General features: G+C 61.5%; 24 protein-coding genes and 2 pseudogenes. 10 read left to right on the top strand and 16 right to left on the bottom strand.

The window, feature by feature from the left end; genetic code table 11:
* Positions 1–337: 337 nt before the first annotated feature.
* The 4 genes from ACZY0R_RS13965 to ACZY0R_RS13950 form a co-directional block, all read right to left on the bottom strand.
* Positions 338–1,330 (bottom strand): carbon-nitrogen hydrolase family protein, encoded by a 993-nt coding sequence (locus tag ACZY0R_RS13965; protein WP_488858953.1) that lies wholly within the window; start codon positions 1,328–1,330, stop codon positions 338–340.
* A gap of 82 nt (positions 1,331–1,412) precedes the next feature.
* A complete protein-coding gene (locus tag ACZY0R_RS13960) occupies positions 1,413–1,877 on the bottom strand; it encodes a MarR family winged helix-turn-helix transcriptional regulator (RefSeq protein WP_488858951.1) in 465 nt (154 codons plus the stop codon).
* A gap of 265 nt (positions 1,878–2,142) precedes the next feature.
* Entirely contained in the window at positions 2,143–2,583 is a 441-nt protein-coding gene (locus tag ACZY0R_RS13955) for a hypothetical protein (RefSeq protein WP_488858950.1), read from the bottom strand.
* An 86-nt stretch (positions 2,584–2,669) separates the two neighbouring features.
* Positions 2,670–3,203 (bottom strand): tautomerase family protein, encoded by a 534-nt coding sequence (locus ACZY0R_RS13950; protein WP_488858949.1) that lies wholly within the window; start codon positions 3,201–3,203, stop codon positions 2,670–2,672.
* Between the two features lie 109 nt (positions 3,204–3,312).
* On the opposite strand from ACZY0R_RS13950, the gene ACZY0R_RS13945 reads away from it, so the two are divergent.
* Entirely contained in the window at positions 3,313–4,353 is a 1,041-nt protein-coding gene (locus ACZY0R_RS13945) for a GlxA family transcriptional regulator (protein ID WP_488858948.1), read from the top strand.
* Between the two features lie 754 nt (positions 4,354–5,107).
* On the top strand, positions 5,108–5,734 hold the full coding sequence (locus tag ACZY0R_RS13940; protein ID WP_488858947.1) for a cysteine hydrolase family protein: 627 nt from the start codon (positions 5,108–5,110) through the stop codon (positions 5,732–5,734).
* A gap of 9 nt (positions 5,735–5,743) precedes the next feature.
* On the opposite strand, the gene ACZY0R_RS13935 is transcribed toward ACZY0R_RS13940, so the two are convergent.
* The gene (locus ACZY0R_RS13935; protein ID WP_488858946.1) at positions 5,744–6,850 is read right to left on the bottom strand and encodes an alkene reductase; all 1,107 of its coding nucleotides are present in this window, start codon (positions 6,848–6,850) and stop codon (positions 5,744–5,746) included.
* A 135-nt stretch (positions 6,851–6,985) separates the two neighbouring features.
* Positions 6,986–8,215, bottom strand: a complete 1,230-nt coding sequence (locus ACZY0R_RS13930; protein WP_488858945.1) for an MFS transporter — start codon at positions 8,213–8,215, stop codon at positions 6,986–6,988.
* A gap of 231 nt (positions 8,216–8,446) precedes the next feature.
* Here ACZY0R_RS13930 and ACZY0R_RS13925 point away from each other — a divergent pair, with 231 nt between their 5' ends.
* Positions 8,447–9,568 (top strand): Gfo/Idh/MocA family protein, encoded by a 1,122-nt coding sequence (locus tag ACZY0R_RS13925; protein WP_488858944.1) that lies wholly within the window; start codon positions 8,447–8,449, stop codon positions 9,566–9,568.
* Between the two features lie 6 nt (positions 9,569–9,574).
* Here ACZY0R_RS13925 and ACZY0R_RS13920 read toward each other — a convergent pair whose 3' ends face one another.
* Positions 9,575–10,501 carry a LysR family transcriptional regulator gene (locus tag ACZY0R_RS13920; RefSeq protein WP_488858943.1) on the bottom strand — a complete coding sequence of 309 codons (927 nt, stop codon included), beginning with the start codon at positions 10,499–10,501 and terminating at the stop codon, positions 9,575–9,577.
* A 140-nt stretch (positions 10,502–10,641) separates the two neighbouring features.
* Between ACZY0R_RS13920 and ACZY0R_RS13915 the strand changes: the two genes are divergently transcribed.
* A protein-coding gene (locus ACZY0R_RS13915) for an IS3 family transposase (protein ID WP_488859618.1) occupies positions 10,642–12,206 on the top strand; the annotation gives its coding sequence in 2 pieces (ribosomal slippage) (positions 10,642–11,080 and positions 11,080–12,206; 1,566 coding nt in all).
* A gap of 177 nt (positions 12,207–12,383) precedes the next feature.
* Positions 12,384–12,716 (top strand): hypothetical protein, encoded by a 333-nt coding sequence (locus tag ACZY0R_RS13910; RefSeq protein WP_488858942.1) that lies wholly within the window; start codon positions 12,384–12,386, stop codon positions 12,714–12,716.
* 556 nt (positions 12,717–13,272) lie between these two features.
* Here ACZY0R_RS13910 and ACZY0R_RS13905 read toward each other — a convergent pair.
* The 4 genes from ACZY0R_RS13905 to ACZY0R_RS13890 all read right to left on the bottom strand — a co-directional run bounded on the left by ACZY0R_RS13905 (position 13,273) and on the right by ACZY0R_RS13890 (position 15,856).
* The gene (locus ACZY0R_RS13905) at positions 13,273–14,241 is read right to left on the bottom strand and encodes an MBL fold metallo-hydrolase (protein ID WP_488858941.1); all 969 of its coding nucleotides are present in this window, start codon (positions 14,239–14,241) and stop codon (positions 13,273–13,275) included.
* 157 nt (positions 14,242–14,398) lie between these two features.
* Positions 14,399–15,010 (bottom strand): glutathione transferase GstA, encoded by a 612-nt coding sequence (gene gstA, locus ACZY0R_RS13900; protein ID WP_488858940.1) that lies wholly within the window; start codon positions 15,008–15,010, stop codon positions 14,399–14,401.
* 226 nt (positions 15,011–15,236) lie between these two features.
* Positions 15,237–15,575, bottom strand: a complete 339-nt coding sequence (locus tag ACZY0R_RS13895; RefSeq protein WP_488858939.1) for a hypothetical protein — start codon at positions 15,573–15,575, stop codon at positions 15,237–15,239.
* 59 nt (positions 15,576–15,634) lie between these two features.
* Positions 15,635–15,856, bottom strand: a complete 222-nt coding sequence (locus ACZY0R_RS13890) for a hypothetical protein (RefSeq protein WP_488858937.1) — start codon at positions 15,854–15,856, stop codon at positions 15,635–15,637.
* An 83-nt stretch (positions 15,857–15,939) separates the two neighbouring features.
* On the opposite strand from ACZY0R_RS13890, the gene ACZY0R_RS13885 reads away from it, so the two are divergent.
* Positions 15,940–16,908, top strand: a complete 969-nt coding sequence (locus tag ACZY0R_RS13885; protein WP_488858935.1) for a LysR family transcriptional regulator — start codon at positions 15,940–15,942, stop codon at positions 16,906–16,908.
* Positions 16,909–17,224: 316 nt separating this feature from the next.
* Here the strand turns inward: ACZY0R_RS13885 and phbB are convergent, their stop codons facing one another.
* Together phbB and phaP3 are read right to left on the bottom strand one after the other, a co-directional pair.
* Positions 17,225–17,968 (bottom strand): acetoacetyl-CoA reductase, encoded by a 744-nt coding sequence (phbB, locus tag ACZY0R_RS13880; RefSeq protein WP_488858934.1) that lies wholly within the window; start codon positions 17,966–17,968, stop codon positions 17,225–17,227.
* A 264-nt stretch (positions 17,969–18,232) separates the two neighbouring features.
* The gene (phaP3, locus tag ACZY0R_RS13875) at positions 18,233–18,790 is read right to left on the bottom strand and encodes a TIGR01841 family phasin PhaP3 (RefSeq protein WP_488858933.1); all 558 of its coding nucleotides are present in this window, start codon (positions 18,788–18,790) and stop codon (positions 18,233–18,235) included.
* Positions 18,791–19,415: 625 nt separating this feature from the next.
* Here phaP3 and ACZY0R_RS13870 point away from each other — a divergent pair.
* Positions 19,416–19,829, top strand: a complete 414-nt coding sequence (locus ACZY0R_RS13870) for a hypothetical protein (RefSeq protein WP_488858932.1) — start codon at positions 19,416–19,418, stop codon at positions 19,827–19,829.
* 422 nt (positions 19,830–20,251) lie between these two features.
* On the opposite strand, the gene ACZY0R_RS13865 is transcribed toward ACZY0R_RS13870, so the two are convergent.
* From ACZY0R_RS13865 to ACZY0R_RS13855, 3 genes are all read right to left on the bottom strand, one after another.
* Positions 20,252–20,536 carry a septal ring lytic transglycosylase RlpA family protein gene (locus tag ACZY0R_RS13865; RefSeq protein ID WP_080744829.1) on the bottom strand — a complete coding sequence of 95 codons (285 nt, stop codon included), beginning with the start codon at positions 20,534–20,536 and terminating at the stop codon, positions 20,252–20,254.
* 780 nt (positions 20,537–21,316) lie between these two features.
* Entirely contained in the window at positions 21,317–21,844 is a 528-nt protein-coding gene (locus ACZY0R_RS13860) for a DUF3455 domain-containing protein (RefSeq protein ID WP_488858930.1), read from the bottom strand.
* A 242-nt stretch (positions 21,845–22,086) separates the two neighbouring features.
* Positions 22,087–23,808, bottom strand: a complete 1,722-nt coding sequence (locus ACZY0R_RS13855; RefSeq protein ID WP_488858929.1) for an amidohydrolase — start codon at positions 23,806–23,808, stop codon at positions 22,087–22,089.
* 783 nt (positions 23,809–24,591) lie between these two features.
* Between ACZY0R_RS13855 and ACZY0R_RS13850 the strand changes: the two are divergent.
* From ACZY0R_RS13850 to ACZY0R_RS13840, 3 genes and pseudogenes are all read left to right on the top strand, one after another.
* Positions 24,592–24,783, top strand: a pseudogene (locus ACZY0R_RS13850) (helix-turn-helix domain-containing protein); the annotation flags it as partial.
* A gap of 256 nt (positions 24,784–25,039) precedes the next feature.
* Complete coding sequence (locus ACZY0R_RS13845) at positions 25,040–25,558, top strand: LysR substrate-binding domain-containing protein (protein WP_488858928.1); 519 nt, start codon at positions 25,040–25,042, stop codon at positions 25,556–25,558.
* Between the two features lie 134 nt (positions 25,559–25,692).
* Positions 25,693–26,651 (top strand): annotated as a pseudogene (locus tag ACZY0R_RS13840) (Bug family tripartite tricarboxylate transporter substrate binding protein).
* Positions 26,652–26,658 lie beyond the last annotated feature (7 nt).

Below are 26,658 nucleotides of genomic sequence, written 5' to 3'. Positions count from 1 at the left end.
TGGTGTCACGTCGGACGGTTATGCATATGCACATACGAGGACGAATTTCGTGCTGTTTTTGCCGCCTCTCAGCGCATCCATTCAGTGATCACAGATGATCGCCTCGCAGAAAATCATCGATTCTTCTGTCAACAAGCGCGGGTTGTTCTTCCTGAATGAAATGCCCGCTGTTCTCCACATCCACTACCGTCAGATTCGCCGCCTTTTGCGCGACGGACCTCCCTCGCACTGGCCATCCTGGCAATGATTATCAAAGTACACCTCCACACATATCGATTGATCAAAAGAAGGCATGCGGGGTTATGCGCGCGGGTGTGCCGTGGTTGGTTCCCTATGCTCAGGCGATCGTGGTGTGCAGACCGTCCGGGCCCGGTTCGACGATCGATTTGGCATGCGCGGCGCGTTCGTGAACGTGCGCGGTGGGCGTGCGGTCGATCAGGAGACTGAGCAGCTCTGGCCGGTTGTAGTGTCCGGCCGAGTCCATCAAGGCCTTGCGTCGGTCGATCATCGAGAAATCAAGATCGGCGATGACCTCGCCCTCACCCGAGCGGATAGGTTCGCCCAGCAGCATGCCCTCCGGTGTCACGATGGTGGTCAAGCAACCGCCCGAGATCGGACCGATCGCGCAGCCCGTGTCCTTCATGATCTGCGCCTGCTGGTCGGCGTCCAGCCAGGCCGTTGCGTTCACGACGAAGCAGCCGGACTCCAGCGCATGCTGGCGGATATTGATTTCCATCCTTTGGGCAAACCCTTCGCCGAAGGCAGACCCCGGATACATGGCCGAATGGATCTGCTCGCCGTCGGCAATCATCGCGTAGCGCGCGAGCGGGTTATTGTGCTCAAAACATGCAAGCTGGCCAATGCGGCCGACCTTGCTGTCGACGGCGCGCAGGCCCGACCCGTCGCCCTGGCCCCAGATCATGCGCTCGAAATGCGTGGGCGTGATCTTGCGGCGACGCTGGATCAAGGTGCCGTCAGCGTCGAAGAGCAGTTGCGTGTTGTAAATGGTGCCGCCGTCACGCTCATTCACGCCGATGGACACCACCATGCCCGCCTTACGGGCTGCCTCGCCGATTGCGTCGGTGGCGGGGGACGGCACCGTCACGGACTGCTCAAGCAGCCTCAGCTGCTCATTTCCGGACAGAAGCTGAATGCCCGTCTGGACCGCGGAAAAATATGGGTAGTAAGGCACCACGGTCTCCGGAAACGTGGCGAACTGCACCCCCTTCTCACCAAGCTCGTGGATCTTCTGCACGACTTTCTCGACGGTTCCCTCACGGCTGTAGAGGACAGGGCTGATCTGGACTGCGGCGGCTTTGACGACTGTCATTGCAAACTCCTGGACTGATAAAGACGGGCACACAGGCGCCCCTGGTGGTGGTGTTGCATATGCAACTTTAAGAATAGAAAAATCAGCTCGTGCGACGCGGCAACTCGCCCGCGATGCCCATTAGCGCGTCGGCCCCAGCCTCTCCCAGCAGGGCTCTCGCCTTTGTCTGCGCAGTCGACCATGCGGACGCGGCGCTGCTGAGCAATGCTTTGCCTTGTTCCGTGAGCGAAAGGGGGCGACTGCGGCCATCGCCTCCGGGGAAGCCTTCGGCGACCCACCCCTGCGAGATCAGGGGTTGCAAAATCCTTGTAAGCGTCGAACGGTCATGATGGTTCTTGCGACCGAGATCCGAACGGCTGAGTGGTTCATGCTCCACGATAAGCACGAGCAGGCTGAATTGAGGAGCATTGATGCCGAACGGCCGTAGCGCGTCGTCGTAAATTGCGGTCAAGACCCGCGAAATCTGCCGCGTACGCGTTAGCAGGCATTTCTGCGCGATCTCGCTGCTCACGTCATTAGCGGCTTTGTGCTGAATGTCTAACGTCATGCTCGGCTCATGCTGCATATGCAATACATTGAAGGACAAATTCCAGACTGCCAGCGATTCATCCGGTTTGAGCGAGCGTGATCGAGGTATCTACGTTGCTGTGCGGACTCACCACCCTATGGACGTATTTGAGCGCGCCAACGTATCCGGGATATATCTGGGAAAAGTGGTTTCTGTGAGTGCACGTATCAGAGCGCGCAGCAGATACATTGCGATGCAAAGAGAACCGTGTCGGCGCACACTAATAAATTCCGCGCCGAAACGATCAACTCGAACCCGAGGCTGCATTCACGGCGTCGGCTTCCGGTCCGGTCAGATAGAGGTCACGGAACCGCTCGTCAACCCGCTCCCACAACAGTTTCGAGAACAGCATCGCGGCATTCAGCGGACGATGGTTGATCACCACAGAGTCAGCCTCACCCTGTTCGTTCAGGTGCGCCACGAGTAGCGTCTCGATTGGCATGCCCTGAATCTGCGAGCGATAGGACTCTATGTATAGTCCGTTGCCTGTCTCGCCCTTGTAACTGTGATGCTGGAACTCGTAGAGCGAGACCGCGTGCTTGATCACCGACAGGATGTCAGCCCGCCCTTCTACCGGACGCTTCAGGACGGTCGCCTCAAGCGTCGCATTTTCGGCGAGCCTGGCCAGCCAGAACGGCGGCCCGCCGGCAGGCGCCAAGACTGGTGCTGTATCGTTGAATTTCATGTTGGGTACTCCATTGATTGCATGAACGTTGTCAGCGAACACAGGCATCCTCTTCCGTCCCGCTGAACAAATCACGAGCAACGCCACTACGACCTGGCAATTCCAGCGCTGGCGGCATCAACAGCGGCTCCTAGCGCGATTCTTGCCTTCTCGCGCCTTCGCCGCGCGAGTCGCTCCACGCCGACACTCCGTTCGGATTCACCGGCCAGAAGTGCATGAATGTCAGGCAGCGTATAAATGGCGCCACGACTGCCCCAGGTACCGTCCGGAATCTCCGTCGGGAAAACCCAGACGCGCGGTGCGACCTCGTCGAACGGTCGGTTCTCGGCGCGAGCTACCGCTTCTGTGACTGCCTTAACCAACGCTCTACGTGACTCGTCGGTGTATTGCCCCTCGGGCGCCGAAGGAATGATCCGGTAGCGCGCTGCCTTCGAGCGTTCCCCGCCGACGAATACCGCGGCCGGTCGATGGAGATGAAGCACGGTTACTCCCTGCGCAATCGGATTTCCCGGGTCATAGCCTTCCGCTTTGATCAGGATGTCAGTCAGTTCTCTAACCAAACGTGCTTCCGCTTCAGGCGTCAAAGCATCGTCCGGCCACAGCGCGTCGATCATTGGCATGGTCGCAGTCCTTCGTCATGTGTTTCGGTTTGGCGATCATCGCGCTTTACGGGAGAATCCGGAAGTGGCAGTATTGCCATCATTCGAGTGATATCGGACACATACGCAAATGATCACGATCCGGATCTGGGTCTATGACGGAATTCTGGCATCCGGCGTCGCGGGAACCATTGACGTCCTCAACGCCGCCAATCACCTGAGCGCACGCGAAGTCACACGTAGGCCCAACCCTCTACCCATGTTCGCGTGGCACGTGGAATCGCTTGACGGACAACCGGTCAGGGCTGCTTCGGGCCAGAGCATTGCGGTGGACAGCAAAATAGATCCACGTAAGCGTGCAGACGCCGTTCTGATTACGGCCCCGTTTTTTTCCAACATGGATGAGTTCATCGGCCGCCGGGAGCAGCTGAACGCGCTGTCTTCGGCGCTACGGCGCCAACGCAAGGCGGGAGCCGTGCTGGCCGCATACTGCACCGGCAACTATCTGCTTGCTGAGGCGGGCTTACTCGACGGCCGGGTCGCCACGACACACTGGGCCAAAGCGCCTGACTTCGCCCGACGCTATCCGCGTGTCGAACTTCGAGCCCAGGAAGTCCTGACCGGGCAAGATGGCATTATCTCGGGCGGTTCCGTGACGTCGTATCTCAACCTCGCCGTGCGGTTGGTCGAAATATTCGCCGGTGAGAAACTTGCCGCGATGACCGCCAAGTCGCTATTGATCGACATGAACCGGACCTCTCAGGCTTCTTACGCCAAGCTTCTCGACGACCACGGACATGCCGATCCGCTCGTCGCGCGAGCTCAACAGCGCATGGAGGCAACACTTCATCAGGGGTTTCGACTGAGTGAACTCGCCGCGTGGCTCGCTGTCAGCGAGCGGACGCTTAACCGACGTTTCAAGCAGGCAATAGGCCTTGCGCCATTGGCGTATCTGCAGAACCTGCGCATCGAAGTGGCCAAACAATTGCTGGAATCAAGACCTATCGGCCTCGATGTTGTCGGCCAGCGCGTCGGCTATGGAGACCTCAGCACATTTCGACAACTGTTCAAGCGCAAGACCGGTCTCTCGCCGAGCGAATATCAAATGCGATTTGCGCGCGCCTCTGTCGCGGACGATATAGAACGCGAGTCGCATGGCATTGTTGATTGACAATCCGGAAAACCGCCGAGGCCGAATGCCCCTGGAGCTGCTCGAGCAAGCAGTTGTTTGCGCAAATCGATGGACAGCCTGGCCGCCTGGATTGGCCGATGAAGACATAATATTCAGCACGGGCGCGCTGCTTTGGGCACGAGCCGCCAGAGTAGGCAGCTTTGCTTCGCCAACTGTTCCCGCTACGGTACATGCGGGGCGAATTTCGACTGAAATTCGCCCCGGGTAAGACGTTCGACCTGCGACGGACTGGTCGGCGTGCCACAAATTTTCGGCTGTTGCCAGCGTCGTTCCGCCGGTCTCCAGTTTGTAGCGGACGCGCTCTGCGTGGCCGCTCAACGCCTCCGTTTCTTTTGTGGTCTGACCAACGGTAAGAACCACCTTGGGCAAGAAACGTTGAGGGCGGATCAGGCGACGGTCGCTTGGCCGGAGAATCGACGAGGGGCGCAGTGCAACCGGGCAGCCTACGTCATCGAGACGCGGCGACGAGGATCTCGGCAGCGAACGTAGTGAACGCCAGTGCCTTTCGCGATGGAAACCTTCCCGCCGGATAGACCGCGCTGACCTCCTCCGGCGTCAGCGCGTAGTCGGGCAGCACCGGCACCAACTATCGGTCACTCATTTGCCGGGCAAATATCTGTAGTTCGACTGCGCGGGATAGTAACGCACGGCGCGAAGCACCACACTGGGAGCAACGGCCAACACCCCGGGGCATCTGGCCCGCCCCCCCCGGCCGCCCTGCAAAGGAGCAGTAATGAGCATGTCTACCTATCCGAAGAACACGACCGCGCTGATCCTGGTCGATGTCCTGAACGACTTCCTCGCTCCCGACGGCAAGCTGCATGCGATGATCGAGCCGATGCTGGCGCAAACCGACCTCGTCGCCAGGCTCCAGCATCTGCTGGCCGGCGCCCGCGACGCGGGTCTCAAGATTTTCTTCTCGCCGCACGGCGTGGATGAACACAGCTTCGACGATGTGCCGCACTTGCATCCCCGCTTCCAGTTCGGCATCGACAACAAGGTGTTCTGGAAGGGCACGCCGGGTGCCGATTTCTACGCACCCCTCAAGCCGCTGCCGGGCGACGTGATCATCCGGCAGCACCGGATGTTCGACTCGTTCGTCGGCACGGACCTTGAGGAGCAACTGCGCGCGCATGGCATCGAGCGCGTGGTGCTGGCCGGGCTGACGTCGCACACGTGCGTGGAGGGCACCGGCCGCCATGCGCTGGAAGCCGGCTTCCATGTCACGTTTCTCAGCGATGGTGTGGCCGACTTCACCGAAGCCGCGCACCGGGCAGCAATCGATCTCTCCTACCCGACGTTCGGCCACGCGACGCTGACAATCGATGCATTTCTCGACATGGCCCGGCGCGATGCCTGACCCGGCGTCTCAGGCGGCCTCCCGTTCCCGGTGGAACGGATAGTCGATGTAGCCGACTTCGGTGCCGCCGAAGAACGTGTCGCGATCATACGGGTTGAGCGGCAGCTTGCGACGCAGCCGCTCGGGCAGGTCAGGGTTGGCGATGAAATGGCGGCCGAAAGCCACCAGGTCGGCGTCACCCGACGCGACGATGGCATCCGCGCTGTCGCCGTTGAAGCCACCTGCGGCAATGATTGTGCCCCGGAAGAACTTGCGCAGCAGTTGCGCGGCCACCGGCTGCTGGTCGCGCGCTGCATCCTCGATGTTGCCGGCGATGCGCGGCTCGATCAGATGCAGGTAGGCGAGACCGAGCTTGTCAAGCTCGGCGGCGACGTAGGTGAACAGGCCTTCGGGATCGCTGTCCGACATGTCGCCCCACGAGCCACTCGGTCCAAGCCGCACGGCGACCTTGTCGCTCCCCCATACCGAAATCACCGCGCGCGTGACGTCGAGCAGGAAGCGCGCGCGGTTCTCGAACGAGCCGCCGTATTGATCGGTGCGCTTGTTGCTGCCGTCCTGCAGGAACTGGTCGAACAGGTAACCGTTGGCGGCATGCAGTTCCACGCCGTCGAAGCCGGCTTCCACACCGCGCTGGGCAGCCTGCCGGAAGCTCTCGACCAGTGCGGCGATCTCGTCGACTTCGAGCGCGCGATTGGGCGTATTGGGGACCCACCCGGACTTGGTGTAAGCCACGCCGCCGTGCGTAATGGCCGACGGGCCCACCGGCTGGCTGCCGGCCGGCTGGACTTCGGCATTCGACTGGCGGCCCGCATGGTAGAGCTGCAGGAAGATCTTGCCGCCCTTGGCATGCACGGCGTCGGTGACCAGGCGCCAGCCAGCGATCTGGCTGTCGTCGTAGAGACCGGGGGCGCCGAGATATCCGTTGCCGTTCGGCGCGGCGATGGTGGCTTCGCCGATCAGCAGCGCGCCGGGCGACGTGCGTTGGCTGTAGTACTCGGCCATCAACACGCCGGGAATGGCGCCTTCCTCGGCGCGCATGCGCGTCAGAGGGGCCAGCACAACGCGGTGCGAGATGTCGTGGGGGCCGACCTTGACGGGGGTGAAAAGCTTGGACATATCAACTCCTGATTTCGGGTGTTCGTGAAGCGGCGTGGTGGCGCGATGGCGTGTGAGTCAACTGTAGTGGAGCGCGACGTGCGGAATAGCGTGTCTGGCGTTGGTTCACTTCAGACAAGATGTCTGAAATTCCCCTCAGCAGGCGCTCGCGGCCCGCGCCGACGAACGCCGACGCACGAGCAGCGCCAGCGTGGCCGCCACCGAGGCAAGCTCGAGCAGGCCGGCCACGATGCCGAGATGCCCAACCGGGCCGTGCCTGAGCGCGATGGCACCGACGCCGGCGCCAATCGAGAAGCCGATGTACATGAACGAGGCATTGAGCGAGAGCACAATCGACGCGACGCTCACGCCCGCAAGCTGGATCAGCCGGGCCTGCTGCGCGGGATAGAACGCCCAATGGCTGACGGCCCAGACCATGAGCGCGCCCATTACTGGCCACAGCGCGTGCGCGGGCGAGAGCCATTGCGCACCGAGCGCGAGACTGAAGAAGGCGAGCCCCATGAGCGTGACGGCGGGAACGATCACGCGCGGCGGGCCCAACCGGTCGCTGAGGCCGCCGCCGGAGAATACGCCGACCGCGGCGGCGATGCCCCAGGCGAACATCACGATGCCGATCTGGTTCTCGCGCAGCGGGGTGAGCGCGGTCACCAGCGGTGACAGATAGGTGTAGACCGTGTAGGCGCCCGTGGCCCACAGGGTGGTCGACAGCAGCGTGATCAGCACCGCGGGGCGTGCCGCGACCGACAGCCGTTCGCGCAGCGTTGCCGTGGGGATGCCCTGACCGATCTCGCGCGGGACGCCGACATACACGCCTACCGCCGCGATGGCCGACAACGCGGCAACCGCCGCGAACGTCATGCGCCAGCCGAGGCCATGGCCGATCTCCGCACCAAGCGGCACGCCTAGCGCGAGCGCCACCGTGATGCCCGCGTTGACGACCGCGATGGCCCGGCCACGCCGTTCAGGCGCCACAATCGCGCCGGCCAGCGCATTGGCGCCCGGCACGAACAGCCCGGCCGACACCGCCAGCAGCACGCGCGCGGCCATCAGCCACCAATAGCCCGGCGCCAGGAAGGCGAGCACATTGGACAGCGCGAACACGACCATGCTCGCCACCAGCAGGGTGCGGCGATTGAGGCCACCCGTGGCGGCCGTCAGGATCGGCGAGCTGATGCCATAGGCCAGCGCAAACGCGGTCACGAGCTGGCCTGCCTGCTCGATGGTGACGCGGAGATCCTGCGCGAGACGGGGCAGCAGCGGCGAGATCATAAAGCCTTCGGTCCCGATCGCAAAGGCGCCGACCGCAAGCAGGTAGATGGGCGCGGGAATCCGATCGGCATGTGCCGCGCGAATAGTGGAGGACATGATTGATCCTTGCTGAACGATGATGTTGCCAATATTGGGACGCCGAAGGCGATCTGGCTCGGAGATTCGGTCCATGCATCTGTGACAGATTGGTCCATAGTGGATCGCGCGCGATCACGAATCGGCGATTCCGGACATTTGGGCTGAGGTGTTCAGACCCGGGCGTCGGTGGCGAGCGGCCCGATGGCCTCTATAGTCGAGTTGTCATTCATTTTCGAAAGCAGGAACATCATGTCCGCAACAAGCAAGGAGCGCGGCGACGCGCCGGTTCGTGTCGGTCTCGTCGGCATTGGCAACTGGGCGATTCACGGCCACGTGAGAGCCCTGAATCTGCTGCCGCAGTACGCACTGCGCGCGCTATGGAGCACACGTCCAGAGGCGGGGCGTGCCTCCGCCGAGGCCCATGGCATCCAGGAGGTGGTGGATACGCTCGACGCGCTCGTCAATCATCCCGAAGTCGACCTTGTCGTGGTATTGAACACCGCCCCGCAACACGCCGAGACCGTGCGCAAGGCGATTGCGGCGGGCAAGCATGTCTACTGCGAATGGCCCCTCACGGTAGCGACGGAAACGTCGCGCGAGTTGGTGCGGCTGGCGGACGAGGCCGGCGTGCGCCATACCGTCGGATTGCAGCGCCGGCTGGCGCCGCACAACCGCTATCTTCGCGACCTGCTGCAGGAAGGATATGTCGGCCGGATCCGCTCGGTACGCATCCACGTCAGCATGAATGCGTTCGGCGCCGAGCGCTCCACGGCACTGCGCTGGACCGTGCCGGTGGAAAACTTCTCGAGCGCCATCTCGATCTACGCCGGGCATTTCCTCGATATGCTGTTCACGGCCACGGGCTGGCCGGAGCGCGTGTCGGCGCTGGCGATCAACCAGATCAAGTCGGTGACGATCCGCGAAACCGGTGAAGTGCTGCCGACGACCACGCCGGACCAACTCGTGATGCTGGGACGGATGGCCGGCGATGCCGTGGTGGCGGTGCATGTGGAGGCCGGCAAGCGCAATGGCCGGGGCGTGCGGATCGACATCACCGGCGACGAGGGCGATCTGCGCATCACCAATAGTTCGGCGTTCGGCGGGGTCGGCGACGACTACGTGATCGAAGGCGCGCGCGGGCAGGATGTGCCGATGCAGCGGCTCGATGTGCCCGTCAGCTACGACCGACTGCCACCGTCGGATCTGCCGTCGGCGGTGCTGGAACTCGCCGAGTTGTATGTCGCCTATGCGGAGGACCTGCGCACCGGCTCACGGCAGGTGCCCACGTTCGCCGACGCGGTGCGGTTGCATGAACTGCTGGACGCGGCCGAGCAGTCGACCCGCGACGGGCGCGAGGTGGCGCTGCGCTGACTGGCGTCAGGGGCGAGCCGATTTTGCCGATGCGGCAGGCCGGCTCTTGCTGTCCGGGAACAGATGCTTGGCCATGTAGTCGACGAACACACGGATCTTCGGCGACATGTGCCGGCCGGACGGCCAGACCGCGCGGAACACCTTGCGGTCGGTCGCATAGTCGGACAGCACGGTCACTAGCCGGCCGTCCTCGAGTTGCCGCCTCACGAGAAAATTCGGGATATAGGCCAGCCCATGACCCTGTTCGGCCATTGCGATCAGCGGTTCCACCGTGTTGACCGTCAACAGGCCCGGCAGGTCCATCTCGCGTACGTTGTCGCCATCGCGCAGCAGCCATCGGTCCACCTTGCCGGTGGATGGATAGCGATGCAGCAGGCAGGCATGCCGGAACAGATCGTCGGGCGTGGCCGGCACGCCGCGCCGCGACAGGTAAGCCGGGGCCGCCACGATATGGGGCGTGTAATGGCCCAGTGCGCGTGCGACCAGCCGCGAATCCGCCGCTTCGCCGGTGCGCAGCACCACGTCGAAACCCTCGTCGATGATGTTGACCATGCGGTCGGAGAAGTCGAGTTCGAGCCGGATCTCGGGATACTCCCGGATGAACGAACTCAGCACCGGCAGTACCAGCGTGCCCACCAGCGGCAGGCTCACGCGCAATTGCCCTTTTGGGGAGGAGGTGCCCGACAGTTCCGCCTCCGCCGCTTCGAGCTCCTCGACGATGCGCTGGCAGCGACTCAGGAACAACTGGCCCTCCGGGGTCAGCGTGATGCTGCGGGTGCTGCGATGAAACAGCCGGACACCGAGCCTTTCCTCGAGCCGCGATATTGCCTTGCCGACCGCCGATGAGGAGATACCGAGTTGTCTGCCAACTTCGCTGAAATTGCGGATCTCCGCAGCTTTGACGAATGCGTTGACGGATCCGAGCTTGTCCATGGGCAGGTGTGGGCGATGGGACTGGAAAGCGAGGGGCGATATGGCGCTGACTATAGCACGCAGCCCAAGCGGCCACCCCCCGCGTCAGAATAGATGTCGCCCAGATAGAATCTGAACCTTGGGGGCGATAAGAGATGGAAGTGGCTCGATACGGACAAGTGTTTAAGGACCGTGCAGTAGCGCGGTTGTTGCCGCCGGAGAGTGTGGCGGTGGAAGTGGTTTCAAGGGAACTGGGTGTGGCAGTGGCCACGTTGGAGCGGTGGCGTGCGGATGCGCTGTCCATGCCCGCTCGCGAGCGGGCATGGACAGCGCCTGCCCGGCTGGAGGCTGTAATCGCCACGGCGGCCATGGACGAGACTGCGCGCAGTGCTTGGTGTCGCGAGCACGGTGTGTACCCCCAACAGCTTGAACAGTGGCGCCAAGCCGCCACGCAGGCGCTGGCTGAACCGGAGGAGGTGCGCGCCAGTCCGAAGCAGACCCAGCATGATCGCCGCCGCATCAAGGAGCTCGAACGCGAGTTGCGGCGCAAGGAGAAGGCGTTGGCCGAGACTGCTGCATTGCTGGTACTTTCAAAAAAAGTCGCGGCGATCTTCAACAAGGGCGAGGACGAATGATCGGCCTCGAAGATCGCCAGACTCTGGCCCGCGACATCGAAGTGGCGCACGCTGCTGGGGCAAGGCTGCACGCGGCCTGCGAGACCGCTGGCATCAGCGCGCGCACGCTGCAGCGTTGGACGGACGGCCAAGGTCTCATATCGGGTGACGGCAGGCCCCAGGCGGTGCGGCCAATGCCCGCTCATGCCCTCACCGAGGCTGAGCGCGAGCAGATCCTGCGCGTGGCCAACGAGCCGCGCTTCGCCGATATGCCGCCGGCGCGCATCGTGCCCATGCTGGCCGACGAAGGCGTGTACCTGGCCAGCGAATCGAGCTTTGGCCGCGTGCTGCGCGCGCATGGCCAGAGCCGGCATCGAGGCCGCGCCAAGGCGCCCCGTCAAAGCCGCCCGCCCACCACGCACGTGGCTACCGCACCGCGCCAGCTATGGTGCTGGGACATGACGTACCTGCCTGCCGAGATCACCGGGCGCTGGTTTTATCTGTACCTGATCCTGGACGTGTATAGCCGCAAGATCGTGGGCTTCGAAGTCCACGACCGCGACGACGCCGACCACGCGGCGCATCTGGTCAAGCGCACGGCGCTGGCCGAGGGCATCCACGCCATGGCGGCCAAGCCGGTGCTGCACGGGGACAACGGCGCCACACTCAAGGCCACCACGGTGCTGGCGATGTTGCACTGGTTGGGTGTCAAGCCCTCGTATTCGCGTCCACGCGTGAGCGACGATAACGCCTTTGTGGAGAGCCTGTTTCGCACGGCCAAGTACCGGCCGGAGTTCCCGTCCAGCGGCTTCGCCGATCTGAGCAAGGCGCGCGCCTGGGCGGCGCACTTCGTGCACTGGTACAACCACGAGCATCGGCACAGCGGCATCCGCTACGTGAGCCCGGCACAGCGCCACGCCGGGCACGACGATAGGATTCTCGCCGCTCGTCATGTGCTCTATGCCGAGGCCCGCGAGCGCAACCCACGTCGCTGGTCACGCCACACGCGAAACTGGACGCCAATCGGCACGGTCACGCTAAACCCGGAGCGCGAGATTGCCGTGCCCAGCGGTATCAAGCCAGGCGCCAAAAAACAGCGTTTGGCTGCATGAATGAGGCGACATCTGCCTTGACGCGCGCCGGCCATCGGGCGGCCATTTCGGAATATCTGTCCCTGGTGTCGCGCCGCGCGGGCCGTTGATGCGACATCGCGCGACCCCTACATTGGTGGCACTGCGGGCAACAGTGTGTCGTCGCGCGATCGTCCATCCGAGGAACTGAGATGTCGGATGGTGGCGATGCTGGCAATGGCGCTGCCGATGTCGCTGCTGCCAATCAGTGCGCCGCATTGGATGGCAGTGTTAGTTCTGCTGGTGGTGTGGGGCATCGCCTACGGCGCGATGCCGGTGGCGCTGCCGGTATGGATGGCCAAGGCCGCGCAGGACGCGGGCGAGGCCGGCATGGCGTTGTTCGTCACCAACTTCCAGTTATCTATCGCCATGGGTGCATGGGCGGGCGGCCTGCTCGTCGACGGTACCGGTATCGCACACACGATGCTTGCGGCATGCGCGCCTGTTCTGGCGTCGTCGGCGATTCTGTGGCGCTTCGCCAGGCGGGTATGAGGGTGGGGAGTGGGACAGCGCGCTGGGCGACGCTGCTTTTGAATCTGTCGATTTGCCGCATTGACAGCGTAATTGCGTCGGGGCGCATGACAGGTTCTTTTGAAATGTCGGCACGGGTGTGCTTTTCGGCGTGAAGCCAAGGGGCAAACCGAGCCTCAATGTGATGCATTAGTAATCCGCGAGCGTGTTCGAACTAGATCAGTTGCTCCAACTTGCTGAGAGATCGATCGGCGCGTCGCCCGTCTCCCGGGCAGCGCGACCGACGCCTTCCGGCCCCCTTCTCTGGCATTCATTGGTATGTCGACTGAACGGCCGAAATCGGTGTAGCAGGGGACGCCCGACAGTGTGGCTGCCCAGATTAGCTTTTCAGTGCTCGCTGATAATCGCCTTGCAAGAAATCGATCATCGTTCTGGCCACGAGTTCGGGCTGCTCTTCCTGGATGAAATGGCCACTGTTCTCCACGTCCACAGCAGTCAGATTCGCCGCCTTTTGCCCAACGACTTTCTTCGACGGCGCAGACCATTCCGGAGCGCGGTGACCAATTTCACTCCCTAGTCAAAGAATGAAACGCTTCCCTACCGCCGATGATACGACTCGATCCTTGAACCGTGTTTCCAGTGCGCCCATTGCCCGCCAACCGGTGCAATGCGCGGCGGCGATCAGACTAAGATTGAACTGTTCCAGCGCTTCGACAGTGTCTGGAATGATGCTTTCAGTTGCACCTGACAAATGGAAGCCGCCTAGTACCCCGTAGATCGGGACGTCAGGGAAGCGATTGCGTGCATGAGTTAATACGTTGATGAGACCTGCATGCGAACAGGCTGTAAAAACAAACAAACCCTTGTTAGCGATATGCACGGCAACAAATCGTTCATCCACGAGGCGTTCATCCAACTCCCATTCGCCGTCAGGGCCGAGCCTGTGCTGGCCAGGCATACCTCGCTCGAAGCTTGTCACGCGCGGGATTTCACCGCTAACGTAGAATGATTTAGACAGAACTGACTGTTCAACTCTCGTAATCATTAGTTCTGCACCGTTACCGGCAAGCACCTGCTGGCTTGGAATATCCTCCATCGGCATCATGCGGCCCTGCGGATTCTTGACCGCTCGCGATGCGAACATTTCTGGATGCATATAGGTTGGGACAGGCTTTCCACCGTTTGCCAAAGTTATCATCTGCAGTGCCCGTGGCATCGCTGCTGCATGATCCCAATGTCCATGTGAAAGCACCATCGCGCCGACCTTGCCGAGGTCGATGCCGAGCCTGACGATGTTACGTTCGAATACCCACTCATCAGGCCCCGTATCAAACAGAAGTGAGTGCGACGTGCCGCCAATTCGGGCAGTAATCAGGCAAGACAAGCCGTGAGCGGCGCAACAAAGACAACTTCCGCCAAGCCATTTCATCCCGCGCCGCCATGCCCCGGCAACCTCTGTTTCCACATATTTTGGATTTGATGAAAGGATATCGGTAACGTTATCGACTATGACCGCAATCTCCAGGCTGTCGATCGGCTCAATCATATCCGCCTCCTTAGTGCCACTGTTTCCAAGTAGATTCCAAGCTCAGACGTTTGTCGTTGCTGCTTGCTACCTGACGCCGACTACCCTTGAACTCCGAATTGATTTCGGTACCTGGCACCTTGCGTGGCGAACAGTCGCCGCAAGAGCCCTTACCTGATCAGCCCCGCAGTAAACCCTCCGCCAAAAGTGCTTCCCGGACTTGCGGGCGACCAGCCACGCGTTGCTGAAACGCAGTGATGGCGGGCAGCCGCGATAAATCCAGGGCAACGTGCCTTGCCCAATTTGTTACCGTGAAAAGATAGGCGTCGGCTGCCGAGAATTGCTCTCCCAGCAACCATTGCTGGGGCGTCAGGGATCGCTCCAGTAATGCATAATATTTGAAGAGTACTTCTCGCCTTTCGCTGCGGATCAGTTCGGGCGTCCCGGGATTGAAGAGCGGGGAGTAACTCGTGTGTAAATCAGAATTAATGAAACCAAGCCATTCCTGCAGACGGTACCGCGCCATCGTCCCATTGCGAGGAACGAGATCGCGTTCTGGCTTCAAGTCCGCGAGGAACTGCATGATTGCAGGACCTTCCGTAAGAAAACTCCCGTCGTCCAGTTCGAGCACGGGCACGTTTCCCTTTGGATTGATTGTGAGAAAGTCGATTTCGCCTTGCGTGCGCTTCGACGAAATGTCCACCTTTTCGATTTCAATTGCGATACCGACTTCCCGTGCGACGATATGTGACGCAAGCGAGCATGCTCCCGGCGAGTAATAAAGCTTCATGTTTTATCCTGACAAGGAGTTAAAACAATTGCGCTACGATCGATCCCACCTTAATCGTCACGCGCATCAGATGGTGGCGGGCCATAGGACGCCATGAGCAGTCCGCGCCGATATAATCCGGTAACTTCCAGGTTACTAAACCACAACGGCGAGATAGTCTGCCCGCGTTGCCTGCCTCTCCAAGAAAACCGGGGCGGCGCAGCAGCCCAGTACGCTCTAGCGCTTTCTACTGGGGCGGAGGCGGATTCAACAGCTTACTCAACGGCTTCAGTGGGCCTATTGGGAGGAGCGAGAATGTCATCAAGTGCGCTTTCCCCAAGGGAAGTGCCTCAAGCATTTCATGCGCTTGACTTACGTCGGTAACGTTCAGGATGAACGCCACCCCAGCCCGGTCTTGCAGTGAATACCACTGGTCAATCTTGCCCTCGAGGTAGCGCTGCGCCGTCTCGCGAACTTCGGCCGGAAGAATGTGTTGGACAAGTTGCATGTCCGTGCCCGGTGGAAAGGTGCCAATCGCCAATATCTTCGTGGTTGGCGTGGTTGGCATCGGGGTGGTTTGCGCCATGGAGACTCCAGCGGAAGCGACCAGCACAGAGGCTGTTGTCAAATTAAGAAGAAGGCGTTTCATCCGACGTCCAGCACCGACATGTCGGCGGAGATTCCGGCCGGTTGGGCAAGATCGGCGGTGGCAGCAAGCCCACGCGTGTGAAAGTGTTCGAGGGCGCCCAGTTGCTGTGGTGTGAGCGGCTGATCCTCCCGCCCAAGGACCGTGAGCGCGATCTTCAGCCGATCGGTCAGGCCGGTCGCGCGATAGTGTTCGCGTACGCCATCAAGTGCATCAGTCATTGCAAAATCCTCACTTGTGAATTGCTGGTGCCAAGGTACCATCGATTTTCGCGAGCGACTATTCATCACAATGTTGATAAGCTATGAAGCAGAACTTCACAGTCAGACAGGGCGCGCTCGACGGCGTGGAGGTGTTCCTGAGCGTTGCCCAGCATCGCAGTTTTCGCAAGGCAGCCGCGGAGCTCGGCGTGACGCCGTCGGCCATCAGCCAGACGGTGCGTGTACTCGAAGCGCGCATTGGCGCAGCGCTCTTCATACGCACCACGCGCAGTGTCGGCTTGACCGAAGCCGGCGAACGATTTCTTGCGCGCGCAAAGCCTGCCTTCGAGGAACTGGTCGCCGCCAGTGAGGTTGCGCGTGGACTCGGCCAGCGGCCAGCCGGATTACTGCGTCTCTCGGTGCCGCGCGCGGTAATCCCGATTCTGCTGGAGCTGATCGCATCCTTCTGCAAGGCTTATCCCGAGGTCGAGGTGGAGCTTGCTGCGAGCAAGGAGGTGACCGACCTTGCGGCCGAAGGATTCGATGCCGCCGTCCGGCAGGGGCACCTCGTTGCTCCCGATATGATCGCGGTGCCAATGACGCCACCGTTTCGTCTCATCGTCGTCGGCAGCCCTGCCTACTTCGCGGAGCGCAGCCGGCCCAGACACCCGAACGACCTGCGCCAACATGCATGCTTGCGATGGCGGCGATCCAACGGCGCGCTCGCGCTATGGTCATTCAACGACAACGACCAAACGATCGAGATCGCCGTATCCGGCCCCCTCATCGCCAGTGACTTTCCCACCACGCTTGGCGCGGCGATAGAAGGCCTGGGCCTTGCCCAGCTGCCTGAGCCGCTGGCAGCTTTTGGGTTGAGATCGGGAAAACTGGTACAGGTGCTGGAGGCGTACGCGCCGATGAGACCGGGGGTGTTTCTCTGCTATCCAGGCCACCGGCAGATCATGCCGAAGTTGCGCGCGTTCATCGATCATGTGAAGAGCCGCACGGCAGACGATGGCAAGGTCCGGGTACAAGCTGACGCGAGGCGCGCCGGATCGCGAAAAGGAGGCTGATAGTCTGCGTGAATTCCATGCATGGGACCGAGTTCGACTCGTCCCTGCTGCGTCGTTCTTTCGGGTCAAGGGCAGGCTTCGGAAGCAGAAGGGACGGTTGAGCGTCCGCCAGTCGCTCCTCGGGCGTCTCTTCCCGACGCAATGCCGGCCTTCAGGCGTCACGAAGGCGGGCGCTCAACCTTGGCGTCGTGAGCGCCGTGCCGCCCCTGCATGCATGCGCCGCCGGCGCCCGATGGTGGCTCAGGATAGGCGGTGCAGGTACGTTCGGGCACCATGGGTCTAGTCGAACGCAAGCGGCCCGGCACTCGATCCGCCGTTACTGCATGTGCTGCCCGCCGTTGATGGCGATATTGGACCCGGTCACGTAGGCCGCTTCCTCCGAGCACAGGTAGGCAACCAGCGCTGCAACTTCTTCCGGTTTGCCGACACGGCCGACTGGAATCTGCGGCAGGATCTTGGTTTCCATGATTTCCTTAGGCACTGCGTTGACCATCTTGGTGGCAAGGTAGCCCGGAGAGACGGTGTTGACCGTCACGCCCTTTCTTGCCACTTCCAGGGCCAGCGACTTGGTGAAGCCGTGCATCCCAGCCTTGGCGGCGGCATAGTTGGTCTGACCGAAAGCGCCTTTGGATCCGTTGACCGACGAGATGTTGATGATGCGTCCCCAGCCGCGTTCGACCATGCCTTCGCAAAGCGGCTTGGTGAGATTGAATACCGAGTCGAGATTGGTCCGCATCACGGCATCCCAGTTCGGCTTGTCCATCTTCTTGAAGGCCATGTCGCGGGTAATGCCGGCGTTGTTCACCAGGATATCCACGCGGCCTACGTCGGCCAGGAGCTGCGCCGCGCAAGCCTGGCAGGCATCGTAGTCAGATACGTCAATCTCGTAGGCACGCATCTCGCGCCCGGTGGCGGCCATCGCGGCAAGCCAGTTCTGAGCGTTCGCATTGCCCGGTGAGTGCGTCACCACCACGGCATAGCCTGCGTCGTGCAACTTGATGCTGATGGCTTCTCCCAGCCCACCCATACCACCTGTTACTAGTGCGACTCTCTTCGTCATGCTGCCTGCTTCATTCTCGTAAAGTTGAAAGACCCCAGCCTTGCCGGAAGGGCTTTTTCCCTGGTTGTCCCGAGCAAGTTCCCGTTGCCCTGGCGCGCGAAAGGCGAGGGCGAGCCGGGCCGGATGATTCCGGTCCCAGTTTGTATGTCTTTGCGGGAAGGTTGTCGCGGTTCGGCAAGCCAGGGGCGCTGATGTCCCTTGGCTTGCAAGCCAGCGATCTCTGTTCAGCGCGCTGGCCTGGCCTGCATTGCCAGCGGTACGGCGTTACTGCTTGGAAGCGCGGGGCGCTGCCTGCTGTACCGCACCGGAGGCGGCTGCGGCCGTCGTGGCCAAGTTGGCCTTGGCGACTTCAGCCGTCTGCTTTGCCGCATTCTGGATCGATTGATAGGCGTTGTTGGCGGCGGCTACGCTCGATTGCAGCAGCGCGGTGATCGCTTCAGACCCGGCCGGCGCGTTCTTCATGAAGGTGTCAACGAAGGCTTGCACATTACGGTTGTGCTGTTCGTAGTGGGTCTCGACTGCCTTGGTCAGTTCCCCGTGCGTGTTCGATGCGATTTCGTACACATGGCGTGCATACGCAACAGCCTTCTCCGCGGCAGGCTGGGCCAGATTGCCTTGCGCGGTGAATACTTCACGGAGGTCCTTTCCGGCCAGCGCCGCTTCGACTTTTTCCTGGCCTTCGGCAAACGTCGTCCTGACTGCCTGCAGGTTCAGCTCGGTCAACTTCTGGAAGCCGTCAAAAGCCATGTTCGTCAGCGCGAACAGATGGCCCAGATTGGTTTTTTGCACTGCAGCGAACTGATCGGACATAAAAGCGGTCATGCGTAATCTCCTGTGGATTGATCGAACGGACTTGCGCAAAAATGCTGTATAGGTCATCCATCAAGGCATGGGTTCCGGATTGGCAGCGCCGCCAATCCTCCGGTGCACCATCCGAGTGCGAATTCTAGAGTGTTTCGTCTAATGCGATCCCTAGGGACATACCCAAAAAGTCTTGAAAACCTGACAATTAAAGTGATGTAATAGTCATTTATATTGCATATGCTTACCTAGAAATGGTGCAATGCGTGGCACGTGTACGGCGCACTTCACTCCGACAGGCCCGGCAGCCCGCTCAACTGACAAAACATTGCCGCGGGCTGGGAACAACAGCCATCCAAATGGCTAGGTTGGCAGTTCGTCGCAGCACCCCATCGCGCCGTTTTCCTCCTTATGGGCGATGTTTCGCGCGTACAAACTGCACCAGAATTCTCTAAAGCCTTGCCGGGCGGAGCTACTGCGCGCGCTCTACCTGTATCTATGTCCACCGAGACTGTGCTCGGGAGGGCTGAAAGCGGCTGACCATACTGCCAGGTCATTAGGGGGCCATATGAAAACGCTAGGGATAGGAGGGGGCAGTTGGTCGTCGGATTCCAAGGCGGTAGAGTCGAGTCGTTGGGATAACACAATGGAGATGGCCAGTAGCGCATTGGAGGGTACCGGCCGCATGCAGCAGGCAGTTAACCAGAACCTGAAGCTGCAGCAGAAGATTCGCACGATGCGTGACGAATTGCACAGGGTAGAAGCTGAGCGTGACATCTATCGTGACCTTCACGCCCTCACCTTCGGAGAACTCCAACACGCCATGGATATGAGCCCAGCCGAGTGGAAGCGGCTGCGTGCTGAGGCTAAGGCCCTGCAGATCAGGCGCCGCGCCTACAAGCTCCTGGTGGAACACTACTCGCGCATCGGCACGCCGATAGATCTGGCAATCTTCTCGGCGCAGCGCAGCCGGGTGCAGCAGCACTTCTTGCTCCTGCTTCGCAAGGGGCGGCCGATCACGCAGGTCAGCGTCGACGATATTGCGTTCCTACTGCGATAGCCCTCTTGGCCGATGCGGCTGGCCGCGCCAACAGTACGACCGGTTGAATCCACACCGATCAACTGCTATTGCCTCCCTTATCCCGGTCATCTCTTCCCGACCCGGCGGCCTGTCGACCCAGCGTGACATCTATGGCGGCTTTCAAGGTACAACGCCGCTCGTCGATTCGCATGGGGGCCGGAGTTCGGCCATTGCCGATGAAACAGTCGCGGGCTAGGCGGCGGCCTTACGCCCTTCACCACATAACACTGCCTGTTGTCGGGGCGTCCCGCCGCGAAGGTCCGCTGTTTGGAGGTTCTTTCCGTGCCGCCCTATCAAGAGGAAATCTCCGCGGTCGCGATCACGGCGACAAAGACACTAAGTCGCACAAGGCGCGTAAATTCGCGGTGGCGCAGAACGGTCAAAACCGCAGCCGCAATCGATCAACGTTCAATCTGCACGCGCATCGACCGCGCGTCTGGCAAACCCAAGGCTTCCGCCGCAGCGTAAGAGAGATCGATAATCCGGCCTTTGACGTATGGTCCGCGATCGTTGATGCGAACGACAACCGACTTTCCGGTAGCCAACGATCTGACGCGCACATAGCTGCCGAGCGGTAATGTTCGATGGGCGGCAGTCAAGGCGCCGCCATCGTAGCGTTCTCCGTTTGCGGTCAGATGCCCCTGGAATGTTGCCGAATACCATGACGCCTCGCCGGATTGCAACATCTCGTGCTCGTGCCGAGGGCGACAGGAATCAGCTCTGCACGCAGCATGCTTGGACGGAATCTGTCCGCAAGCAGTGAACAAAGTGCAGATTCCCAAGACTCCCAAATAGCGAAGTGATAGCACCATAGACCACCAGTCAGTTATTGAGACGTGGTTCTAGCGGTCTCCAAACGTTCGCGTTGGCGGCGTGACCGGGTTATGTAACACCTTGACAAGATTTTAGGTGACAAGCGACGCCCCTGAAGGTCCGACCCAACGACAGGCTGGTTTCTGGACTATCGGTCGAATGTGGTCCAAAGGTTTCGCATTTTGCCCGGAGCATTTGACGCGACGCCGTTGAGTTGACCACTCTATTCCCGCATTGTGGAAAGCCTGAAGGCAGTCAGCGCCATGATTCCCTTCCGGCGCGGTAGTCCGTTGCCCGGCTCTTGGATTACACGTTACCTCATGTCAATGTCAATGCTTGCACTGTGACGTCTTTGCGCTCGAATCGAATGACTGCTTGTTGGCCCGAAGAGTCATTTGGACGTCGACGCTGCAGTGTTCGCGAACGGCGGATACTGGCCGGCAAGGGACCTCGACCCGCTAGCTACTTGGTCGTATATTCTGGACCGTCCTCGGACATCCGGGACCTTTAGAGCGCCCAGCTCCGGCGTAGCGACGGTGCCTTGGTTAATCTCAAATACTTCGGGACTCGCGGCGCCACCAAACCTTACAACCAGCAGGCCACCGCCAGCGGGGAGTACTTAACCGGCACGGTATCTGCCAGCGTCACCTTGGCTATTCCAGGAAGACGTAGTCCGCCCGATACGGCATGCGATTCTCCTGTCCCTCCTGTGTGCAGGCCTGAGGGAGGGCTTGTCCGCCTAGCGTATTCAGCCGTTGCACGTAACGCGTCCTCGCAAGCAGGCCAGTTCCGCCGGTGCTCGTTGCCTGCAACAGCAAGAGTGGAATGCTGTCCGGCTCCTGAGCATTGGGCGTCTGTCGCAATACCTTGCCGGTCACCTTGCTGCCGTCAGGCGCTTCCCAGGTCGGCCCAGCGTAGTGTTTGACGACGAGTTGTCCGGTGTCATCCTTCAGGGTTGCTTCCGGGGCCGAAAAGCTCCATAACAACCGGCCGTCGTTCGCACGCTTACACTGATAAATCTGTACACCGGATGCGTGCAGCACCGCGATCGTTCCACGCGCGTCGGTGGGTTGGAGTTCGGGCGGAGCCGATATCCTCGGTGTGGTACACGAAACGAGCACGCCTGCCATGCAGAGTACCGTGAGATTCGCTTTGCGAAAATGCCGAGAACCTTGCGACATTTGGCCTCCTTACCTTAGCCCATGAGAGGATAGTACTTCCCGAGCCACGTTGCCAGTTGCGTCCGCGCGGGTCCGGACGGTGCCGGCCCGTGGGTGGAGACCATCGGCGAACGAGTCCCGGCGCCCACATGCAAGAATCCGGCGACTTGCTCTTCGGTAGCGGCGGTGGTGAGAGCGCTGGCACGGGCGCTTCTGGCCCCTGCCGGGCAGGAGGGGCAGGCGTATGGGCCGGGCCATTCCCCTTACCGTGAATAGATGGTCTTCCCTCCCACGATAGTCTCGAGCACCTGGATGTCCTTGATCCGTGCCGGATCCTCCAGCGGGCTGGCTGACAGGATGGCGAAGTCCGCGAGCTTGCCCGGCTCGATCGAGCCACGGCTGTTCTCCTCGAATGCCTGCCACGCGGCGTCGATGGTGACCGCGCGCAGCGCCTGGGTCGGACTGATGCGTTCCGCCGCTCCTATCACCTTGCCGCTGCTCGAAATCCGGTTGGCCGCCGACCACATCAGGCGCAGCGGATCCATCGGCACCACGGGTGTGTCGGTGTGGATGGTGAACCGCACCCCCCGCTTGAGCGCGGATTCAGCCGGGCTGATGCGCATGGCGCGCTGCGGCCCGAGGAAGACGTCGCGGTGCCGGTCACCCCAGTAGTAGGTATGCAGGACAAAGAAGGACGGGATCACGCCCAGTGCCTTCATCCTGTCGAGCTGGTCGTCGCGCGCCGTCTGCGCGTGCACGATGATGTGGCGCGCATCGGCACGGGGGAAGGCCTTCTGCGCTTCGCTGAAAGCGAACAGGATGTCGTCGATGGCGGCATCGCCGTTGCCGTGGATAGCGATCTGCCGACCGGCCTTGTGTTGTTCGAACACCAGCGCAGCAAGCTGGTCGCGCGGCATGGTGGGGTAGCCGTGATAGCCGTGGTCCTTGCCGGGCGCATGCACGTGGTATGGCTGGCTCAGGTAGCCGGTATAGCCCTGGATCGAGCCGTCATCGAACAGTTTGGTGGCACCGATCCTGAGCAATTGCGGATCCGGCGAGTGGAACTCGGCCTTGCCGTCGATCAGCGCCTTGGCGACAGGAGCGGTGGGCCAGAGTACCAGGCGGATCGGCAATTGCCCCTGCTCCGCCGCTTCCTGCACCATGCCCAGCAGCCTGGGATTCCCGAAGGCGCCGTCCTGCGCTGTCGTCACGCCTTTTGCCGTGTAGATGTCGGTGGCCTTGCGGATCGCCTCGAGATTCTTCTCGCGGCTCAGCGTCGGTATCCTGGCTGCCACCGGCGCCAGCGCGGTGGTCTCCTCCAATACGCCATTCAGGTCGCCCGTAGCGGCATCGCGCCGGAATTCTCCGCCCTGCGGATTCGGGGTGTCCCTGGTGATCTGAGCCAGCTCCAGGGCCTTGCTGTTGGCAACGGCAAAATGACCCGAGACGTGGCGAATGAAGATCGGATGATCGATGGATACCCGGTCCAGGTCGGTTCGGGTCGGGTGCCGTTTCTCCGTCACCAGGGTATCGTCATAGCCGTGGCCAAGAATCCATTCTCCCTTGGGCGTGCTTTCGGCCTTGCGCTTCAGGCGCGCGACGATCTCGTCGATGTTCTTGACGGTGCCCACGGGAGCACTGCTCAGGTCGACGGAGAACGCCTCCGCGGCACCGGTCGCCAGGAAATGGCTGTGCGCGTCGACGAAGCCGGGAATCAGGGTCTTCCCTTTGAGATCGACCACCCTGGTGCCCGGCCCGGCCAGTGCCTCGATGTCGCTCCTGCGACCTACCGCCTGGATGCGGCCGTTGCGTACGGCTACCGCTTCCGCGGTGCGGTTGCTGGCGTCCACCGTCAGTACCTTGCCGTTGAGATAAATCGCGTCTGCATTCGCGGCCGCATTCTCCACGGCAGCGCAGATCGACGTCCCTGCGACGCTGCCCGCCGCAAGGGTCAGTGTCAGGGCGCATCTGATGGATCGCATCATCGTTGTTGTTCTCATGTTCCGCTGCCTCCTCCCTTGTGCTTGTCCTTGGTTCCGCCTGCGGTGCCTTCCCGGAAGCAGGGGGTGGGCAGGCCAGCCTAGCTTAAGAGTGGGAAGCGCTGATAGATCCAGAAGATGACGATCTATGGTGCCACGGGGGCATGCTGGTGAAGATGGATGCTGTCAGCGATGTGGACCGAAGCCTTGATGGCTCCCTATGCGGGGTAGGGTCGGGGAGTGGAGGCGCTGGGAGCGGGAATGCAAGCTGTGGTTGGGGAACACCCCTTTATCGGTCGCTCGGAAGCGTCAGTCTCAATGGAAACAGACCAGCGTTGTGTCGGAATACCCAGAAAGAAGAACCGCAGCCGAAGCTGCGGGCCACTGCGGGCCCTTGATCCTGCACGAGCAGCCGCCTCTCTCAAGACTATTCATGCATGGGCAGCGTCAGACGCTCGCTCTAGTGTTCCAGCTTCTGTCCTGCCCAGCGATCGGATGATTCGCAACCCTCTCTAGGGGCTTCTCGTCAGGCGGTAACGCTGACCGGCTGCTTGCGACCCTTCTGCGACGTTGCGAGTACCGGGAGGCGAACGACCGCTACCGGAGTACAACCGCCATCGCCTCGCTTACCGCGATCAGCAGGTCATCGGCCGAAGCGAACGTACGTCGGACTGCAAAATGTTCGATAGCTGCGGGCCGTCGCGACGCCGGGCATTTTTTCGTTCCTTCACCAAAATCCGCGTAGCTCCTTTCCTATAGCTACTATCATGTGGCCATCTCAATGATGGCGTGGAGCCCGAAATTAAAGCAGGCAAAAAAGCTAACCCGACATCCGGTCTGGACCGGCTGGGCAATGTTGACTTCCATACTTTGTACGCGCTTGCCGCCCTGTTGCGAGGGCGCAGCGTATCGCAGGCGGCGGCCCAGATGGAGGTGTCGCAGCCGGCTATGAGTCGAACCCTCGATCGCCTGCGCAACGTCTTCCAGGATGCCCTGCTGGTGCGTGAAGGCAACCATATGCTGCTGACCTCGCACGGCAAGGAATTGCTGCCGATCGTGGAAAAGCTGCTGGAAACCACGGCTCAGTTGGCGGGCGCCAATGCGCCCTTCGATGCCGCCACCCACGTGCGACACTTCTCGCTGGCCTGCAATGAGCATATTCAGCTCTTGCTGGCCCCCTCCTTGCTGAGCGCACTGCGGTCCGCCGCCCCCCTCCATCACGGCGCAGTTCAGTCCATTGCATCGGAGCGGCGCCGTCGATGCGTTGGCAAGCGGCGAACTCGATCTCTGCATTGGCTCGGCCTTTCCCTCCGCACCCGGGATCCGCACTCGGCACCTATACTCCGAGGCGTTCGTCTGTGTGATGCGCAAGCCGCGCAATACCGGAGGGAATGTACGGATCAGCCTGAAGGACTTCTGCAACCTGCCCCACCTGGACGTCTCGCCAACCGGCCTTACCCTGCTGGGTGAACTGATCGACCGGACCATCCGCAAGCAAGGTGGCTCGCGCCGGGTCGTGTACACCATTTCCAGCTTCATGGCGGCGCCGCAGATCGTCAGCGAGACCGACATGATCTGCGCCATCCCGGCAAGGACAGCCAGGCGACTGGCCTTGCCAGGCAACGTTGTGGTGGCCGAGCTTGCCTTCGAGGCGCCTGCCACGGATGTCTCGATGTTTTGGCACAACCTCACCCACCGCGACGCGGCCTGCGCTTGGCTGCGCACCGAGATCAGCCACGCGCTCCCCGCGCAATAAGGGTTACAAGGTCATATCAGTAGTGGTATGGCTGATATATACCCGCCCCAATTGGTGCCGTGTCTGTGGCTGCCTATTCTGCAGCCATGCGAGCCAGACAGAGCTCGCCCTCGATAAGTTAGCGTGGAGACAAGATGAACAGACGCACCTCACTGCGCCTTGCCGGAGCGGTCACATTGCTCTTGCTGGCAATGCCCTTCAGCGCGGGCGCCTACCCTGATAAGCCAATCCGACTGGTGGTTTCGTTCCCGCCCGGCAGTGGTGCTGATACCACTGCGCGCTATGTCGCGCAGAAGCTCGGCGAGCGGCTGGGCAAGCCGGTGGTCGTGGAGAACCGGCCCGGTGCCAACAGCTTCATCGCAGCCACGGCCGTGGCCAGCGCCGACGCCGACGGCCACACGATCTTCCTGGCCAGCAATTCACCGATGGCGACCAATGTTGCCATCTTCAAGCGCTTGCCATACAACCCCTTGAAGGACTTCGCACCGGTGGCCCGGTTGACGCGTGGCGTGATGGCGGTGGTGGTGCCAGGCTCTTCGGGTGTGAAAACGATTGGCGATCTGGCAGCGCGCAGCCGGGCACGCTCAACTATGGCGCCGGTGCGGCCTCCTACCAGGTCGCCACCGAACTCTTCCTTCAACTTGCGGGTGGCCGCGCTACGCCGGTGCCTTACAAGGGCGTGGCGCCGGCTTTGTCGGACCTGGCCGGCGGCCAGCTCGACTTCGCCTTTGTCGACCTCGGCGCCGTCGTTCCCTTTCTGCAGTCCGGCAAGGTTCGGATGCTGGCTGTGACCGGCGACCGGCGCTTCGACGCTTTCCCCAAGGTGCCGACGCTGCAGGAGTCGGGCTTCCGGGACTACTACATGGTCAACTGGACCGGCGCTTTCGTTCCGGCTCGTACGCCGGCGTCCGTCGTCGACCTGCTCGACAAGCAGTTGCAGGCGATCTACCGCTTGCCCGAAACAGCGATGAAGGTGCGGCAATCCTACGGCGAGCCGTTTGTTGGCGATGCCAACGAACTGAGGCGCTTCCAGCTTGAGGAAATCAGCCGCTGGGAGCAGGCAGCCCGGCAGGCCGGGATGCAGAAACAATGAGAGCCAT

The organism is Cupriavidus sp. F041, assembly GCF_057814235.1.
The sequence above is the reverse complement of the archived record's forward strand: the minus strand, read 5'-3'. Positions and strand labels throughout refer to the sequence as shown.

Coding starts and splice junctions, on each gene's coding strand:
- ACZY0R_RS13965 (WP_488858953.1), bottom strand. CDS start 1,330: ATGACAGTCGTCAAAGCCGCCGCAGTCCAGATCAGCCCTGTCCTCTAC.
- ACZY0R_RS13960 (WP_488858951.1), bottom strand. CDS start 1,877: ATGACGTTAGACATTCAGCACAAAGCCGCTAATGACGTGAGCAGCGAG.
- ACZY0R_RS13955 (WP_488858950.1), bottom strand. CDS start 2,583: ATGAAATTCAACGATACAGCACCAGTCTTGGCGCCTGCCGGCGGGCCG.
- ACZY0R_RS13950 (WP_488858949.1), bottom strand. CDS start 3,203: ATGCCAATGATCGACGCGCTGTGGCCGGACGATGCTTTGACGCCTGAA.
- ACZY0R_RS13945 (WP_488858948.1), top strand. CDS start 3,313: ATGATCACGATCCGGATCTGGGTCTATGACGGAATTCTGGCATCCGGC.
- ACZY0R_RS13940 (WP_488858947.1), top strand. CDS start 5,108: ATGAGCATGTCTACCTATCCGAAGAACACGACCGCGCTGATCCTGGTC.
- ACZY0R_RS13935 (WP_488858946.1), bottom strand. CDS start 6,850: ATGTCCAAGCTTTTCACCCCCGTCAAGGTCGGCCCCCACGACATCTCG.
- ACZY0R_RS13930 (WP_488858945.1), bottom strand. CDS start 8,215: ATGTCCTCCACTATTCGCGCGGCACATGCCGATCGGATTCCCGCGCCC.
- ACZY0R_RS13925 (WP_488858944.1), top strand. CDS start 8,447: ATGTCCGCAACAAGCAAGGAGCGCGGCGACGCGCCGGTTCGTGTCGGT.
- ACZY0R_RS13920 (WP_488858943.1), bottom strand. CDS start 10,501: ATGGACAAGCTCGGATCCGTCAACGCATTCGTCAAAGCTGCGGAGATC.
- ACZY0R_RS13910 (WP_488858942.1), top strand. CDS start 12,384: ATGGTGGCGATGCTGGCAATGGCGCTGCCGATGTCGCTGCTGCCAATC.
- ACZY0R_RS13905 (WP_488858941.1), bottom strand. CDS start 14,241: ATGATTGAGCCGATCGACAGCCTGGAGATTGCGGTCATAGTCGATAAC.
- gstA (WP_488858940.1), bottom strand. CDS start 15,010: ATGAAGCTTTATTACTCGCCGGGAGCATGCTCGCTTGCGTCACATATC.
- ACZY0R_RS13895 (WP_488858939.1), bottom strand. CDS start 15,575: ATGGCGCAAACCACCCCGATGCCAACCACGCCAACCACGAAGATATTG.
- ACZY0R_RS13890 (WP_488858937.1), bottom strand. CDS start 15,856: ATGACTGATGCACTTGATGGCGTACGCGAACACTATCGCGCGACCGGC.
- ACZY0R_RS13885 (WP_488858935.1), top strand. CDS start 15,940: ATGAAGCAGAACTTCACAGTCAGACAGGGCGCGCTCGACGGCGTGGAG.
- phbB (WP_488858934.1), bottom strand. CDS start 17,968: ATGACGAAGAGAGTCGCACTAGTAACAGGTGGTATGGGTGGGCTGGGA.
- phaP3 (WP_488858933.1), bottom strand. CDS start 18,790: ATGACCGCTTTTATGTCCGATCAGTTCGCTGCAGTGCAAAAAACCAAT.
- ACZY0R_RS13870 (WP_488858932.1), top strand. CDS start 19,416: ATGGAGATGGCCAGTAGCGCATTGGAGGGTACCGGCCGCATGCAGCAG.
- ACZY0R_RS13865 (WP_080744829.1), bottom strand. CDS start 20,536: ATGTTGCAATCCGGCGAGGCGTCATGGTATTCGGCAACATTCCAGGGG.
- ACZY0R_RS13860 (WP_488858930.1), bottom strand. CDS start 21,844: ATGTCGCAAGGTTCTCGGCATTTTCGCAAAGCGAATCTCACGGTACTC.
- ACZY0R_RS13855 (WP_488858929.1), bottom strand. CDS start 23,808: ATGATGCGATCCATCAGATGCGCCCTGACACTGACCCTTGCGGCGGGC.